The sequence below is a fragment of the Mesorhizobium sp. Ca11 genome (genome assembly GCF_020165275.1).
In the GTDB taxonomy this organism is placed as follows: domain Bacteria; phylum Pseudomonadota; class Alphaproteobacteria; order Rhizobiales; family Rhizobiaceae; genus Mesorhizobium.
Genome location: NZ_JAIUHU010000001.1, coordinates 185,226 through 199,323, shown reverse-complemented (window position 1 = coordinate 199,323; position 14,098 = coordinate 185,226). Strand labels below are relative to the sequence as shown.

Here is a 14,098-nt window from a genome sequence, read left to right as displayed (position 1 = left end):
ATGGAAGACGTGATCCGCTTCCTCGCCTCGCTCGCGCCGACCTCGCTGGTGCCGTTCGCCGTGCTGCTCCTTGTGCTGGGCGGCGGCGCCGTCGCCTGGCCGCTGGTGCTCGCTAAGGGCGATCGCGGCGAGGTCAAGCGCCGGCTGAAGGTGGAGACATTGCAACCGGCCGAGCAGGCGGAGCCCGCGCCCAAGAAGAGCACCAATGCCGTGCGCGAGAAGGCGGTGAAACGGGCACAGGAGTTCTACGCCAAGAGCGATCCGGAAAATGTCGCGCGGCTGCGCCTGAAGCTCATCCAGGCCGGCTACATGGAACCGCGCGCCGTCGGCACGTTCTTCCTCATCCGTTTCGCCGCGCTGGTCGGCGCGGCGCTCGGCGCATTCCTGGTCAATCACTGGGCGGCAAGCGCCGAGTCGACCATGACCAGCCGCTGGACCTTCATTATCCTGTCGGCTGCCGGCGGCTATTTCCTGCCTGGCCTGGTGCTGATGCAGAAAATTCGGGAAAAGATGCGCGAATACCGCAACGGCTTTCCCGATTTCATGGATTTGATGATCGTCTGCTCCGATGCCGGCATGAGCATGGAGGCCGGCATCGAGCGGGTCTCCAGGGAGCTTGCCAGGACCTATCCGTCGCTCAGCCAGAACCTGATCCTGGTGTCGCTGGAGTTGCGGGCCGGGCGCAGCCTCGACGACGCGCTGAAGGCGCTTGCCGACCGCCTCAGCCTCGACGAGGTTCGCTCCTTCGCGACGCTGCTGCAGCAATCCAAGGAACTCGGCACCAGCCTGTCGGGCTCGCTGCGTGTCTTTTCCGACGAAATGCGGCACAAGCGCATGTCGCTGGCCGAGGAGAAGGCGCATGCCCTGCCGGCCAAGATGTCGGTCCCGGTGACGGTCTGCATCCTGCCGGTGGTGCTGATGATCGCCATCATTCCGATCATCGTGAAGCTGACCGCGCATTGAGTATTCAGCTGAGGCCGGTTTGCAAACGGCAGCTTCCTGCGCTCCGCCCCGGTTCTCGGAATCCGCCATTTTCGACTCGGCCTGACCTGAATCCAGGACATAGCCGTGGTTAACGCATCCTTGGCGCGCAACCGAATTTTATCTGCATTTCGGCACCGAAGCTTAATCGCTGTCCTGTATCGTTTTTCCTGAAGAACGACCCGGCAAATCGGGCGATGGGGCAGGGGCATGCGTCAGAGACTTCCCAGGGCAGCGGCGGCATTGGCGGCCGTCTTGATGATTACCGGCTGCACGACGAAAAACGATGTCGACACGACCAAGACCACGGCGATCCAGCCGGTGGCCAAGGACGTCAGCGCCAACGACCTCGTTGAAGGCAAGGCGCAGTTCCGCGAGGCGAATTTCGGCCTTGCCGAACAACATTTCCGCAAGGCGGTCGAGCTCAAGTCCGACAATGCCGAGGCCTGGATGGGGCTTGCCGCATCCTATGACGAGCTTGGCCGCTTTGACTTCGCCGATCGCGCCTATATGCAGCTGTTGAAGGTCGCCGGGCGCAAGCCGCAGATCGTCAACAATATGGGCTATTCGCAGCTTCTGCGCGGCAACAAGAAAAAAGCGCGCGCGCTGCTGCTCGAGGCCAAGGCCGGCATGGCCGATCAGACAGTGGTCGATGCCAATCTGGCGCTGCTCGACAAGGGCTGATCCTGCTCCCGCTTCGCGTATTCCGTGTGCCGTCATGGGATTTCGCCTCACATGTCGACGCTTTGTAAACCCTGTGTCGAGGTAGCGTTGGGTGTCCGCCGAAAACGGTTTGCGCCGGGCGCCGCCAGTCTACATTGAGGAGCGACGGGCACCCGCTAGAGGCAGTTCTTCAGGATGTTGGATTTCAGTTCGCTCCTGCTCGCGGCGGCGCTGTCGGGTACATGCCTCAGCATCACTATGTTTGCGATCTGGCTCGCCACACCGAGGGCGCGCTTCGTGCTCACGGTCGCCTGCGGCATCCTCGTGCTCGTCGCCCATGTCGTCGCGTTCTGGCGCTATACCAAGAATGCCGATCCCTGGCTGTGCCAGGTCGTGCTCGCGCTGCTGACCCTGGGTTTCCTGGTCCTCTGCCTGTCGGCGATGCAGTATCTCGGCTTTCGCGACTACCGCCGCGCCATCGTGCCGACGCTGGCCGCGATGGCTGCCTGCGCGATCTTCACCTTTCTCGGTTTCGACGGCATCGGCTTTCAGATCACCTATGCGGCGGTGACGGCGTTGCTCGCGGCGATCGGGGCGATGTTCTGGATGAAGGGGGATCACGACCGCCGGATATTGCTCGTCGTTTCGTTCCTCAGCGGCGCCTGCGGCTTGTCCTTCGTGCTGTGCGGCCTGGCGTTGCTGACGCAAGAGCAATGGGTTCTCGGCGCCGCGCCCGACAATTGGGCGGAGCGATTGAACTCCGTCGTCGCGGTCGCCTGCATGACCGGCCTCGGCGCATTGACGCTTTCACTGCACCATCTGCAGGCGCAGATCGAGCTCAAGGCCGAAACCATGACCGATCCGCTGACCGGCCTGATGAACCGCAGGGCGCTCACCGAGCTTTACGGCGAGCGCAGCTTCGGTCCGTTCATGGCGATCGCCATGTTCGATCTCGACCATTTCAAGATGACCAACGACGTCTTCGGTCATCCCGTTGGCGACCAGGTTCTTTGCCGCTTCGCGGCGGTGATCAGGAAATATGGCAGGACAGGGATCGACGCGTTCCGGCTGGGCGGCGAGGAATTCGCGCTCGTCATGTCGCGCGTGACACCGGAAAAAGCGCATGACATTGCAAGCCGGATCGGCGTCGCTTTCGGCACCGAGGTCGTCGCGACCCATCGCGGGCCGCTGCGCAGCAGTGTCAGCGGCGGCATGGGTTTCGGGTCAATCGCGGGCCGTCCGCTCCATGAGGTGCTGGCGCAGGCCGACGCCGCGCTTTATGCGGCCAAGCGTGCCGGGCGCAACCGTGTCGTCGTTCAGGACGGAGCGGTCCAGCCCGATGCCGGGCCGGCCCTGAAGTCTGCCTGAGCAGACGCTACTCGGCCGCGCCGAGATATTCCGACAGCGGCGGACAGGAGCAGACCAAGTTGCGGTCGCCGGCGACGTTGTCGATGCGCGAGACCGGCGGCCAGTATTTCGCCGCCAGATCGGCGTCGCCCGCCGGATAGGCCGCCTCCAGCCGCGAATAGGGATGCTTCCACTCGCCGGCAAGCGCTTCCGCCGCGGTGTGCGGGGCGTTGACCAGCGGGTTGTCGTTGGACGGCCACTCGCCCTTCGCCACTTTCGCCGCCTCGGCGGCGATGGCGATCATCGCCTCGCAAAACCGGTCGAGCTCACGCTTGGGCTCGGACTCGGTCGGCTCGACCATCAGCGTGCCGGCAACCGGGAACGACATCGTCGGCGCATGGAAGCCGTAGTCGATCAGGCGCTTGGCGATGTCGTCGACGCTGATGCCGGCGCTCTCCTTGAGAACGCGCGTGTCGAGGATGCACTCATGGGCGATGCGGTCGCTTCTGCCTTTGTAAAGCAGCGGGTAGTGCGGCGCGAGCCGTGTCGCCACATAGTTGGCCGAAACGATCGCCGTCTCCGTCGCTTGCTTCAGGCCGGTGCCGCCCATCATGCGGATATACATCCAGGTGATCGGCAGGATGGAGGCGCTGCCGAAGGGCGCCGCCGCCACGGCATGCGCCGAGCCTTCGGTGACATGGCCCGGCAAATAGGGTTTCAGATGCGCCCTGACGCCGATCGGACCGACGCCCGGGCCGCCGCCGCCATGCGGGATGCAGAAGGTCTTGTGCAGGTTCATGTGGCAGACGTCGGCGCCGATGTCGCCGGGACGGGCGAGGCCGACCAGGGCGTTGAGGTTGGCGCCGTCGAAATAGACCTGGCCGCCATGCTCGTGGATCAGCGCGCACAGATGACGCGCGCCTTCCTCGTAGACGCCATGCGTCGAAGGGTAGGTGAACATCAGCGCCGCGAGGTTCTTGGAATGCTCATTGGCCTTGGCGCGCAGATCGTCCATGTCGATATTGCCGTCGTCCAGGCAACGCACGACGACGACGCTCATGCCGGCCATCGCGGCGCTTGCCGGATTGGTGCCATGCGCGGAAGACGGGATCAGGCAGATGGTGCGGTGGCCTTCGCCGCGCGCGCGGTGATAGGCGCGAATGGCGAGCAGGCCGGCATATTCGCCTTGGCTGCCGGCATTGGGCTGCAGGCTGACGGCGTCGAAGCCGGTGATTTCCGACAGCCATGCCTCCAGGTCGGCGGCCATTTTGCGATAGCCCGCCGAATGGCCGGCCGGCGCGAAGGGATGCAGATTGGCGACGCTCGGCCAGCTCACCGGCATCATCTCGGCGGCGGCGTTGAGCTTCATGGTGCAGGAACCGAGCGGGATCATCGTGCGGTCGAGCGCCAGGTCCTTGTCGGCCAGCCTGCGCAGGAAGCGCATCATCTCGGTTTCGGAATGATTGTCGTGGAAGACCGGCTGGGTGAGGAATTCCTTGCCGCGCGGCTTGCCCGGCATGGAGCTGCCTTCAGCCGCGCCGGGCTTGGCGCCAAACAGGGCAGCGATCGCCTCGAGATCGGCTTCCGTCGAGGTCTCGTCGAAGGCGATGCTGACATGGTCGGCATCGATGACGCGCAACAGCCGGCCGGTCTTCTGGGCGGCTTGCGCGATCGAAGCGGCCTTGCCCTTCACCTCGGCCGTGACCGTATCGAAGCGCCTCGCGCCGAGCACCGAAACGCCGGCTGCTTTGAGGCCCGAGGCGAGGCGACCGGCCAACGCGTGGATCTGCCCGGCAATTGCCTGCAGGCCGGCGGGGCCGTGCCAAATCGCATAGGCGGTGGCCATGTTGGCCAGCAGCGCCTGCGCGGTGCAGATGTTGGAGGTGGCCTTGTCGCGACGGATATGCTGCTCGCGCGTCTGCAGCGCCAGCCTGTAGCCCGGGCGGCCCTTGGTATCGGTCGACTGGCCGACAAGGCGGCCAGGCATCAGGCGGGTCAGCTTGTCGGAGACGGCGCAATAGGCGGCGTGCGGGCCGCCGAAGCCCATCGGCACGCCGAAGCGCTGCATCGGACCGACGGCGATGTCGGCGCCGAGCTTCGCCGGCGCATCCGTCAGCGTCAGCGCCAGCGGATCGGCGATGAAGACGACCAGCGCGCCGGCGGCGCGGGCCTTCTCGATCGCCGCCTTGTGGTCGCCATAGACGCCGAACGTGTCCGGCCAGGAGACGAGCAAGGCGGCGGTGTTGTCGTCGATCGTCTCGCCGTCGACCTCGATGTCGAGCGGCTCGGCGCGGGTGCGCACGACGTCCAGCGTCTGCGGATGCGGCGTGCCGGCAAGCGCCACCTTGGTGCGCTTGTCGCGGTGGTGGCGCAGCGCAATGCCGACGGCTTCGGCGACGGCAGTCGCTTCATCGAGCAGCGAGGCCGACGCCACCGGCAGGCCGGTGAGCTCGGCGACCAGGGTCTGGAAGTTGAACAGCATCTCCAGCCGGCCCTGGCTGATCTCGGCCTGGTATGGGGTGTAGGCCGTGTACCAGGCCGGGTTCTCGAACAGGTTCCGCTGGATGACCGGCGGCACGAAGACGCCGTGATAGCCGGCGCCGATGAAGCTCTTCAGCACCGTGTTCTTCGCCATGATCGCCCACAATTCGGCCAGCGCTTCGGCTTCGCTCGCCGGAGCGGGCAGGTTGAGCGGCAGGTCGAGGCGGATCGATCTCGGCACGGCCTGGCTGATCAACGTTTCGACGGATGGAACGCCGATGACGGCGAGCATTGCCCTGACGTCGTTGACGCCTGGGCCGATGTGGCGGGCCGAGAAGGGAATAGGTGCTGCGGTCATTTCCAGGATCCTGATATCAGCCAATATGGGCTTTGTAGGCGGCTTCATCCATGAGGCTGTCGAGCTGGCTTTCGTTGGCCAGCCTCATCTTCCAGAGCCAGCCGTCGCCGGTCGCGGCCGAATTGACCAGCGAGGGGTCGGCCGACAGGGAGGCGTTGGCTTCGGTGATCTCGCCGTCGACCGGCGCGTAGACGTCCGAGGCCGCCTTGACGGATTCGACCACGACGGCGGTGTCGCCCTTGGCGAGCTTGCGACCGATTTCCGGCAGCTCGACGAAAACGAGATCGCCGAGCTGTTCCTGCGCATAATCGGTGATGCCGACCGTAGCGACGCCGCCGTCGACGCGCAGCCACTCATGGTCTTCCGTGAAATAGGTCTTTGCCATCTGAAAATCATCCTTTGCGGTAGCGGTGTGGGGTGAAGGGCAGGGGCGTGACGTCGACCGGGATTTTCGTCCCGCGGACATCGGCAAAGAGCTTCGTGCCGGCCTTGGCCAGCGCGGTGTTGACATAGCCCATGGCGACCGGGTGGCCCGCCGAGGGGCCGAAGCCGCCCGAAGCGACATGACCGGCCGGATGGCCGTCGGCGTCGATCAATGCGGCGCCCGAGCGCACCGGCTGGCGTCCATCGGGCTTCAGGCCGACGCGCTTCTGCGACGGCCCGCGCTCGATGATCGAGCGCAGCGCGTCGGCGCCGATGAAATGACCCGAGGCGCGGATATCCTTGGGAATTGCCCACATCAATCCCGCGCTTGCCGGGTCTATCTCGGGCGTCAGGTCCTGGCCGTGCAGGCAAAGCCCGGCCTCGAGCCGCAGGCTGTCGCGGGCGGCAAGGCCGATCCACTGCACGCGCTCGTCCGCCAGCAGCCTGGCGACCAGATCCCGCGCATCCGCTTCCGGCAGGCCGATCTCGAACCCGTCCTCGCCGGTGTAGCCGGAGCGGCTCATGAACCAGTTTTGCCGGGGCTCGACCCCATGCATGAAGAGCAGCGAGCCGGTCTCGATGCCGGCCCGCGCCAAAGCTGCCCAGGCGTCCGGCCCCTGGATCGCCAGGAAGACGCGGTCGAGCGGATCGACCCTGGCATCGAAACCGGCAGCAAGCGCGCGCAGATGCTTCTCGTCCTCCACCGCGTTGCCGGCATTGGCCACCACCATGAACCGGTCATCGCCCAGGCGCGTCACGATCAGGTCGTCGATGATGCCGGCAGCCTCGTTGAGGAAGAAGGTGTATTTGGACTGCGAGATTTCCAGCGCGCCGGCATCGAGCGGACAGGCGCGGTTCAACAAAGCGATGGCCCCCGGACCGGAGACCTCGAACAGCTTCATATGCGAGATGTCGAACAGGCCGGCATGCTCGCGCGTGTGAAGATGCTCCTTCATCACGCCGGGTGGGTAGGTGAGCGGCATCGACCAGCCGGCGAAGGCGCCGAAACGCGCGCCCGCGGCCTGATGCAAATCCTCAAGGGGGAGGTGTCTGGTGTCTTGGCCTGTCATGTCTTCTCCAGAGTCGCACGGCGATCGACCGCCATTGGCGGCCTAGTCGTGCCCCTCTGTCTGAAGCCTGAGAGACTCGCGCCCCGTAACTCTGTCGGCAGCGCTTACACCTTCGGCGCGGGAAGATTCCCGACTTTCCAGAGTTGTCTTTCCCGTCCACGGTTCTTTTGCCTGAGAGATTTCGGGCGATTTCCCCTTCGGCGACAGCTTGCGCTGCTCTCTCCCGCAAACAGGTAGGACTCAGTCGCCTAAGTCCTCGACGTGTCATCCATAGCCCGTCGGCGACACCTTGTCACCTCCCAGCGACATTTTAAGCGCGCCCTGCTTTTCAGCGACATGGATTGGCCGACAAGGCTTCGCTAACCACGCCGTTTGCCGGTTTCTCAAGATAATGCTGATAAAGCTTGGCGGGGTAACGCACTCAGTTCGCCGGCAACGGGCGACGGGCAGGGACGGCAAATGGGCGAATTGATCATGAGCGCTCCGGTGGCGGGGCTGACCTCGAAGAACAAGATCACGGCCGAAGACGTGACGATGCTGCGGCGCGAGGTATTCGCCGACGGCGTGGTAAGTCGCGGCGAGGCGGAGGCGCTGTTCGCGCTCGACCAGACGGCGCGCGACAAGTGCGGCGAATGGGCGCCGTTCTTCGTCGAGGCGGTGACCGATTACATCGTCCACCAGGAAAAGCCGGAGGGCTATATCTCCGAGCAGAATGCCGACTGGCTGGTCCGAACCGTCTCGCGCGACGGCATAGTCGATGGCCGCACCGAGCTTGAACTGCTGGTGCATGTGCTGGAGGAAGCGAGGTCCTCCCCCAGCGAGCTCTCGGCCTATGCGCTGGAACAGGTCGCGCATGCGGTAATAGACGGCAAGGGTCCGCTGATGCATGGCGGCAGCCTGGTTCCGGGCCATATCGCGAAGGCCGAGGTCGATCTGCTGCGGCGCATCCTCTATGCCTATGGCGGCGACGGCAACATCGCCATCAGCAGGGCCGAGGCGGAGGTCCTATTCAGGATCAACGACCGGACCGTGGCAGCCGACAACGATCCGTCCTGGAGCGACCTCTTCGTCAAGGCGATCGCCAACCACGTCATGTGCTCGACCGGCTACGAGCCGCCGACGCGGGAAGTGGCGCTGCGCCACGAAAACTTCCTCGACGAGGCAGCGCCGACGCTTGGCGGCTTCTTCAGCCGGATGGTCTCGGGTGGTTTCGCGGCGATCCTCGAAGCCTATCATTCGTCCGGCGATATCGAGGCCGAATGGGAAGCCAGGAACCGGGCCGCCGAAGCGCGTGCTCGCCGCGCCGAGACGATCGACGCCAGCGAGGCCGAATGGCTTGCCGAGCGTGTCGGCGGCGGCCGGCGGCCGCTGCGCGACAACGAGCGCGCGCTGCTGACGCTGATCAAGCACGCGGCGCCGGAAATCCATCCGACGCTGAAGCCGCTGCTTGAGAAAGTGGCTTAGGCGTTTCCTGCAATCGTCTTGCAAAGAATGATGTTGGAATGGCCTTCGGGCCAGCCGGTCAATTCGGCCATGCGCTCGAAACCGGCCTTTTCGTAAAGGCCCGGCGCCTGGAAGTCATGGGTCGAAACCCATATCCGCAGCGAGCCGCGAGCGGCGGCTTCCGCGACGAAGGCATCGAGCAGCTTCCTGCCGAGGCCAAGGCCTCGATAGGCTTCGTCGACCCACATCAGCGTGAGCTCGGCAATGCCCGCCCAGGAATAGCCGGCGGCCGCCCCGACGGCGCGGCCTTGCTCATCCCGCAGCGCAAAGACGAGAGCACGGTCGTCGCCACGACCGGTCAGCCGCCGGTTGTCGTTGTCGAGACGCTCCTCGATGACACCAAGCTCGGCGGCCGCTAGATCGTGCTCGGCCTGCAGGCGAGGGCCGTCAAATCCCGCCATACCAGTCGTAGCCATTGTCCTCCCAGTAGCCGCCGCGGCCGCCGCCGACATTGGCGAAACTGTCGACCAGCTCGATCTTGTAGATGTATTTCGGCATCTTGTAGCCGAGCTGGCGCTCGACCCGCACGCGCAGCGGCGCGCCGTTCTCGACCGGCAGGGGCTTGCCGTTCAGGCCGTAGGCAAGAATCGTCTGCGGGTGGCGGGCGTCGATCAGGTCGATGGTGCCGTAATATTTTATGTCGCCGGACAGGCTTTGCTCGATCGTGTCGAGGCAGTGGAACATGACATAGCGGGCCTGCGGCTTGACCACGGCCTGGTCCAGCACCAGCGACAATGGCGTGCCGGTCCATTTGGCGATGCAACTCCAGCCTTCGACACAGTCGTGGCGGGTGATCTGCGTGCGGCTCGGCATGTTCTGAAGCTGCTCGCGGGTCAGCGAAAGCGGCTTCTCTACGAGGCCTGAAACCTCGAGGCGCCAGTCTGCGAAATTGTTGGCGAGCAGGCCCTTGTAGGTGTCGTCGTCCGGCGCTGTAACGCCGTTCGGCCGTTGCGGCTGGCGGATATCGGCCTCGGTGAATTCCGGCGCCAGCGCGTCCCGCCCGGCAAGCAGGCGCTGCGCGCGCCAGGTCAGGCTATTGGCGTTTTCGAGGAAGCTGCGCAGGCCGCCGCCGATGCCGAGGCCGCTGTCGAATACGTCGCAACCAGACAGCGCGATGCCGGACAGGCCGAGGCTGGCGGAGGTGAGGAATTTGCGGCGGCTGATCTGGAATTTTGCCATGTCAGGCGCTCCTCTCGGTCGGCTCAACGTGCTTCGCAGGCGGGTCGGTGCGGTACCAGCCGGTGATGATCGAACGCAGCTCGTTGATCGGGCCGGCGGCGAGGATCATCAGGATGTGGACGATGAAGAAAAGCACGAGCAGCACCATGACGGTGAAGTGGATGGTGCGCGCCGTCTGCCTGCCGCCGAGGATTTCGTTGAGCCAGGGCAATACCGAATTCATGCTCGGCGACATTGCGAGGCCTGTGACGATCATCAGCGGCAAAAGCACGAAGAGCACGCCGCCATAGGCCATTTTCTGCAGCGTGTTGTATTCGCGCGTGTGGTGGAACTTCAGCTTCGCATGATCGACGATGTCGCGCGGCAGCTTGCGCAGGTCTGACACGCGAGGGGCAAGATCGCGACGGATATGGCCGTTGACCAGACTGGCGATCAGCCAGATGAGCAGGGTCGTGGTCAGGATCCAGGCGAAGAAGAAATGCACCACGCGGGCGGTGCCGAGGTCGTAATAGGACGGGATCGTGGCCCAGGAAGGGAAGGCGCGGGGCGTCTCTTGTCCCGGGGGACCCGACCAGCCGAGCACGCCGGTTGTGTCGAAGCGATGGCCGAAGATTTCAGTGAAGCCGCGCGGACCGTTGGCGGTGTTTTCGGCGCCGATCTGGAGGATCGTGTTGTTGAACTCGAAGCCGGACTGCTTGCCGACATAGAGCTGCGGCCGCGCGTTGAAGATCTGCAGGCCGGAAAGCAGCATGAAGAACAGCGAGAAAGCCCAAATCCAGTGGGTCAATCGCGTCCAGCGCGACTGCCGGTAGATGAGGGTCGTGTCCTTGCCTTCCGCCTCGACGGCGGAATGGTTGTTGGCAACAGTGTCCATCTTGCCTCCGGCCGCCTCAAGCAAGCGGCTTCTCAGGTCATTGTCTCCCCCTCAATACGTCGCCGCACAAGGCAATGTTTCATGCGATCACGGATTTATGACGGAGAGCCCAGGGTGACCGCGAGATTGACTGCCGCCGCGACGATCACCGTGTTGAAGAAAAAGGTCAGGATCGAATGAACAAGCACGACCAGCCGCATTTGCGAGGTGGTGACGGCCGTGTCCGCCGTCTGCGCCGTCATGCCGATGACCGTCGCGAAATAGAGGAAATCCCAGCCTTCCGGCCTTTTGCCGCCCGGAAAATCGAGGCCGCCGACCGGCATCTTCTTGTGGGTTTTCTCGTCGATCCCGTCGCCATCCTTCCAATAGACGTGCGCGTAGTGCAGCGACGCCATAGCGTGGATTGTGAACCAGCCGAGCGGGATCGACAATATGGCGAAGGCGAGCTGCAGCGGATGCGCGGCATCCTTGCGGTTGATCAGCAGGAACAGCGAGACGATGGCCGCGCCGACGACAAAGAGGGTGACGGCAAAGATCAGCAGCACGGGCAGGTCGGTCGCGCGCGCATTCTTGCGGAGATAGCGGCCGGTAAGGCTCGGCATCAGGGTCAGCACTAGGGCGATATAGCTTGCAAAGAACACATTGGCGCCGATCGAGTAGGGGAGCGGCCAGCGCAGCAACAAGGCAAGCAGCAGTGCCACGATACCGATGGCCGCGGCGAGGGCGAACTGCATGTGCCGATGCATCGGCGTCTTGAGATCGTCACCCATGGCCCGAGGCCCTTGAAGACGTTGGATCAGTCCGGTGTGACGGATTTGAGCGCGCGCCGCAAGATGCGGTCGAGCTCGCCCAGAAACTGCGAACGGTCCTTCGGTGTGAAGGAGGCATTGAAGCCCCGGCTTTCGCCGGTCTCGCGCAGATGCTGCTTGAGATCGCGCATCGCCACCGCCATGCCGATGGTTTCCGGGGTGAAGGGGCGGCCGGTAGGGCCGAGCACATGCGCGCCGAGCGCCACCGTGCGCGCGGCAAGCGGGATGTCGGCCGTTATCACGACATCGTTTGCCCTGGCGTTCTCGGCGATCCAGTCGTCGGCCGCATCCGCGCCTTTGGAGACGACGACGTTGCGGATCATCGGATCGCGCGACGGCCGCAGGCCGCCATTGGAGACATAGGTGACGACGACGCGGTGGCGCTCCGCGACCTTCTCGACCTCGGCTTTCACCGGGCAGGCATCGGCATCGACATAGATGATGGGCTCGGGCATCGTTACTTCCAAACGAATATGGGGCCGGCGTGTCAGCCAGCCCCATGGCAGAAATCGCGAGATTTGTCAGGCCGCCAAGGCTCCCGACTTCTTGGCTGTCCAAGTGGCGATATAGTCCATCAGGCCGGGGCTGAGGCAGTCATAGGGCTCGAGTCCGATCGACTTCAGCTGGCCGCGGATGCCGTCCATGCGGCTCGGATCGACGCCGGATTCGATGATCGACGACACGAAAGCGGCGAAGCCCGGCGGCGACCAGCCATCCTCCTCGAAACGTTCGGGATGGATGAAGGACAGGCCCTTGAAGGGATGGTCGCGCTCGACCGGGCCGTACATGTGGACGCCGCAGCTTGTGCAGGCATGGCGCTGGATCAGCGCCGAGGGGTCGACCACCTTGAGCTTGTCGCCGTTTTCGGTGACGGTGACGTCGCCGGTGCCGGCAACGGCCACCACCGAGAAGATGGCGCCTTCCGGCTTCCAGCACTTGGTGCAGCCGCAGGCATGATTGTGGGCGATCTGGCCCTTGACCTTCACCTTCACCGGATTGCTGGTGCATAGGCAAACCAGCGTGCCGCCGGAGAAGGATGCGCTCTCCCTCGGCAAGCCGTTGTCGATCTTCGGATGCAGTTTTTCAGGCATTGAGTCCTCCCTTGTTGAACCTGTGCAACTTCAGTCGCTGGCCATAGGTCGGCGGCTTGTTTCCTCAGTAAACCACGACGCTGCGAATCGACTTGCCCTCATGCATCAGGTCGAAGCCCTTGTTGATGTCCTCGAGCTTCAACGTGTGCGTGATCATCGGATCGATCTGGATCTTTTTCTCCATGTACCAGTCGACGATCCTCGGCACATCGGTGCGGCCGCGCGCGCCGCCGAAGGCGGTGCCCATCCAGGTGCGGCCGGTGACCAGCTGGAAGGGACGCGTCGAAATCTCCTGGCCGGCGCCGGCAACGCCGATGATGACCGACTTGCCCCAGCCGCGATGCGAGGCTTCCAGCGCCTGGCGCATCACCTTGGTGTTGCCGGTGCAGTCGAAGGTGTAGTCGGCGCCGCCGATCTGGTCGGCACCGCGCTTGGTCATGTTGACCAGGTAAGGCACGATGTCGCCGTCGATCTCCTTCGGATTGACGAAATGCGTCATGCCGAATTTCTCGCCCCAGGCCTTCTTGTCGTTGTTGACATCGACGCCGATGATCATGTCGGCGCCGGCAAGGCGAAGGCCCTGGATGACGTTGAGGCCAATGCCGCCGAGGCCGAAGACCACGGCGGTTGCGCCCTGCTCGACCTTGGCGGTGTTGATGACCGCGCCGATGCCGGTGGTGACCCCGCAGCCGATGTAGCAGATCTTGTCGAAGGGAGCGTCGGGATTGACCTTGGCCACCGCGATCTCGGGCAGCACGGTGAAGTTGGAGAAGGTCGAGCAGCCCATGTAATGAAACAGCTTGTCCTTGCCCATCGAGAAGCGCGAGGTGCCGTCCGGCATCAGGCCTTGCCCCTGCGTGGCGCGGATGGCCGTGCAGAGATTGGTCTTGCGCGACAGGCACGACGGGCACTGCCGGCATTCGGGCGTGTAGAGCGGAATGACGTGGTCGCCCTTCTTGACCGAAGTCACACCCTTGCCGACATCGACGACCACGCCGGCGCCCTCATGGCCGAGGATGGCCGGAAACAGCCCTTCCGGATCGGCGCCCGACAGCGTGAACTCGTCGGTATGGCAGATGCCGGTCGCCTTGACCTCGACCAGCACCTCGCCCTCGCGCGGCCCCTCGAGGTCGACCTCCATGATCTCCAGCGGCTTTCCGGCGGCGACGGCGACTGCGGCACGCGTTTTCATCAGGCGTTTCCTCCCAAGGCAATCAGTAAGTTTCAGGTTACGACAGGCCGCCGTTCCCGCCTGGCGGGACGAAATCTCTGCCCGCCGTTTGTTTCTCCGAGCCCATCGACCACCTTATCGCTTTCCT

14 protein-coding genes and 1 riboswitch are annotated in these 14,098 nt (G+C 64.4%); of the genes, 4 read left to right on the top strand and 10 right to left on the bottom strand.

From position 1 onward, the window contains the following. From LB538_RS00995 to LB538_RS00985, 3 genes are all read left to right on the top strand, one after another. Positions 1-963 carry a type II secretion system F family protein gene (locus tag LB538_RS00995; protein ID WP_224525374.1) on the top strand — a complete coding sequence of 321 codons (963 nt, stop codon included), beginning with the start codon at positions 1-3 and terminating at the stop codon, positions 961-963. Positions 964-1,191: 228 nt separating this feature from the next. Further along, positions 1,192-1,665: a hypothetical protein gene (locus tag LB538_RS00990; RefSeq protein ID WP_224525375.1), complete on the top strand. Its 474-nt coding sequence runs from the start codon at positions 1,192-1,194 to the stop codon at positions 1,663-1,665. A 174-nt stretch (positions 1,666-1,839) separates the two neighbouring features. Further along, a complete protein-coding gene (locus LB538_RS00985) occupies positions 1,840-3,012 on the top strand; it encodes a GGDEF domain-containing protein (protein ID WP_224525376.1) in 1,173 nt (390 codons plus the stop codon). 7 nt (positions 3,013-3,019) lie between these two features. On the opposite strand, the gene gcvP is transcribed toward LB538_RS00985, so the two are convergent. From gcvP to gcvT, 3 genes are read right to left on the bottom strand one after another with little or no spacing between them, the layout of a single operon-like run. Beyond that, a complete protein-coding gene (gene gcvP, locus LB538_RS00980; RefSeq protein WP_224525378.1) occupies positions 3,020-5,830 on the bottom strand; it encodes an aminomethyl-transferring glycine dehydrogenase in 2,811 nt (936 codons plus the stop codon). Between the two features lie 16 nt (positions 5,831-5,846). After that, positions 5,847-6,215 (bottom strand): glycine cleavage system protein GcvH, encoded by a 369-nt coding sequence (gene gcvH / locus LB538_RS00975; protein WP_095765085.1) that lies wholly within the window; start codon positions 6,213-6,215, stop codon positions 5,847-5,849. 7 nt (positions 6,216-6,222) lie between these two features. Further along, complete coding sequence (gene gcvT / locus LB538_RS00970; RefSeq protein ID WP_224525380.1) at positions 6,223-7,323, bottom strand: glycine cleavage system aminomethyltransferase GcvT; 1,101 nt, start codon at positions 7,321-7,323, stop codon at positions 6,223-6,225. Positions 7,324-7,472: 149 nt separating this feature from the next. Beyond that, positions 7,473-7,559, bottom strand: a riboswitch (glycine riboswitch). A gap of 223 nt (positions 7,560-7,782) precedes the next feature. Between gcvT and LB538_RS00965 the strand changes: the two genes are divergently transcribed. Then, positions 7,783-8,787 (top strand): hypothetical protein, encoded by a 1,005-nt coding sequence (locus LB538_RS00965; protein ID WP_224525384.1) that lies wholly within the window; start codon positions 7,783-7,785, stop codon positions 8,785-8,787. Here LB538_RS00965 and LB538_RS00960 read toward each other — a convergent pair. The 7 genes from LB538_RS00960 to LB538_RS00930 all read right to left on the bottom strand — a co-directional run bounded on the left by LB538_RS00960 (position 8,784) and on the right by LB538_RS00930 (position 13,971). Further along, positions 8,784-9,242: a GNAT family N-acetyltransferase gene (locus LB538_RS00960; RefSeq protein ID WP_224525387.1), complete on the bottom strand. Its 459-nt coding sequence runs from the start codon at positions 9,240-9,242 to the stop codon at positions 8,784-8,786. The genes LB538_RS00965 and LB538_RS00960 overlap by 4 nt on opposite strands. Beyond that, positions 9,214-10,005 carry a molybdopterin-binding protein gene (locus tag LB538_RS00955; RefSeq protein ID WP_095765089.1) on the bottom strand — a complete coding sequence of 264 codons (792 nt, stop codon included), beginning with the start codon at positions 10,003-10,005 and terminating at the stop codon, positions 9,214-9,216. Before LB538_RS00955 ends, LB538_RS00960 begins: the two co-directional genes overlap by 29 nt. Position 10,006: 1 nt before the next feature. After that, a complete protein-coding gene (locus LB538_RS00950; RefSeq protein ID WP_224525389.1) occupies positions 10,007-10,879 on the bottom strand; it encodes a cytochrome b/b6 domain-containing protein in 873 nt (290 codons plus the stop codon). 95 nt (positions 10,880-10,974) lie between these two features. Beyond that, complete coding sequence (locus tag LB538_RS00945; protein WP_224525391.1) at positions 10,975-11,649, bottom strand: DUF1345 domain-containing protein; 675 nt, start codon at positions 11,647-11,649, stop codon at positions 10,975-10,977. Positions 11,650-11,675: 26 nt separating this feature from the next. Then, a complete protein-coding gene (locus tag LB538_RS00940; protein ID WP_224525393.1) occupies positions 11,676-12,143 on the bottom strand; it encodes a YaiI/YqxD family protein in 468 nt (155 codons plus the stop codon). A gap of 66 nt (positions 12,144-12,209) precedes the next feature. Next, on the bottom strand, positions 12,210-12,779 hold the full coding sequence (gfa, locus tag LB538_RS00935; protein ID WP_224525394.1) for an S-(hydroxymethyl)glutathione synthase: 570 nt from the start codon (positions 12,777-12,779) through the stop codon (positions 12,210-12,212). 64 nt (positions 12,780-12,843) lie between these two features. Beyond that, the gene (locus LB538_RS00930) at positions 12,844-13,971 is read right to left on the bottom strand and encodes an S-(hydroxymethyl)glutathione dehydrogenase/class III alcohol dehydrogenase (RefSeq protein WP_224525396.1); all 1,128 of its coding nucleotides are present in this window, start codon (positions 13,969-13,971) and stop codon (positions 12,844-12,846) included. Positions 13,972-14,098: the final 127 nt, after the last annotated feature.

What these genes read in the sequence shown, in the direction of transcription:
- LB538_RS00985 (WP_224525376.1), top strand. Translation starts at nt 1,840, where the DNA reads ATGTTGGATTTCAGTTCGCTCCTGCTCGCGGCGGCGCTGTCGGGTACA.
- LB538_RS00950 (WP_224525389.1), bottom strand. Translation starts at nt 10,879, where the DNA reads ATGGACACTGTTGCCAACAACCATTCCGCCGTCGAGGCGGAAGGCAAG.
- LB538_RS00940 (WP_224525393.1), bottom strand. Translation starts at nt 12,143, where the DNA reads ATGCCCGAGCCCATCATCTATGTCGATGCCGATGCCTGCCCGGTGAAA.
- LB538_RS00945 (WP_224525391.1), bottom strand. Translation starts at nt 11,649, where the DNA reads ATGGGTGACGATCTCAAGACGCCGATGCATCGGCACATGCAGTTCGCC.
- gcvH (WP_095765085.1), bottom strand. Translation starts at nt 6,215, where the DNA reads ATGGCAAAGACCTATTTCACGGAAGACCATGAGTGGCTGCGCGTCGAC.
- LB538_RS00960 (WP_224525387.1), bottom strand. Translation starts at nt 9,242, where the DNA reads ATGGCTACGACTGGTATGGCGGGATTTGACGGCCCTCGCCTGCAGGCC.
- LB538_RS00990 (WP_224525375.1), top strand. Translation starts at nt 1,192, where the DNA reads ATGCGTCAGAGACTTCCCAGGGCAGCGGCGGCATTGGCGGCCGTCTTG.
- gcvP (WP_224525378.1), bottom strand. Translation starts at nt 5,830, where the DNA reads ATGACCGCAGCACCTATTCCCTTCTCGGCCCGCCACATCGGCCCAGGC.
- LB538_RS00965 (WP_224525384.1), top strand. Translation starts at nt 7,783, where the DNA reads ATGGGCGAATTGATCATGAGCGCTCCGGTGGCGGGGCTGACCTCGAAG.
- LB538_RS00955 (WP_095765089.1), bottom strand. Translation starts at nt 10,005, where the DNA reads ATGGCAAAATTCCAGATCAGCCGCCGCAAATTCCTCACCTCCGCCAGC.
- LB538_RS00995 (WP_224525374.1), top strand. Translation starts at nt 1, where the DNA reads ATGGAAGACGTGATCCGCTTCCTCGCCTCGCTCGCGCCGACCTCGCTG.
- gfa (WP_224525394.1), bottom strand. Translation starts at nt 12,779, where the DNA reads ATGCCTGAAAAACTGCATCCGAAGATCGACAACGGCTTGCCGAGGGAG.
- LB538_RS00930 (WP_224525396.1), bottom strand. Translation starts at nt 13,971, where the DNA reads ATGAAAACGCGTGCCGCAGTCGCCGTCGCCGCCGGAAAGCCGCTGGAG.
- gcvT (WP_224525380.1), bottom strand. Translation starts at nt 7,323, where the DNA reads ATGACAGGCCAAGACACCAGACACCTCCCCCTTGAGGATTTGCATCAG.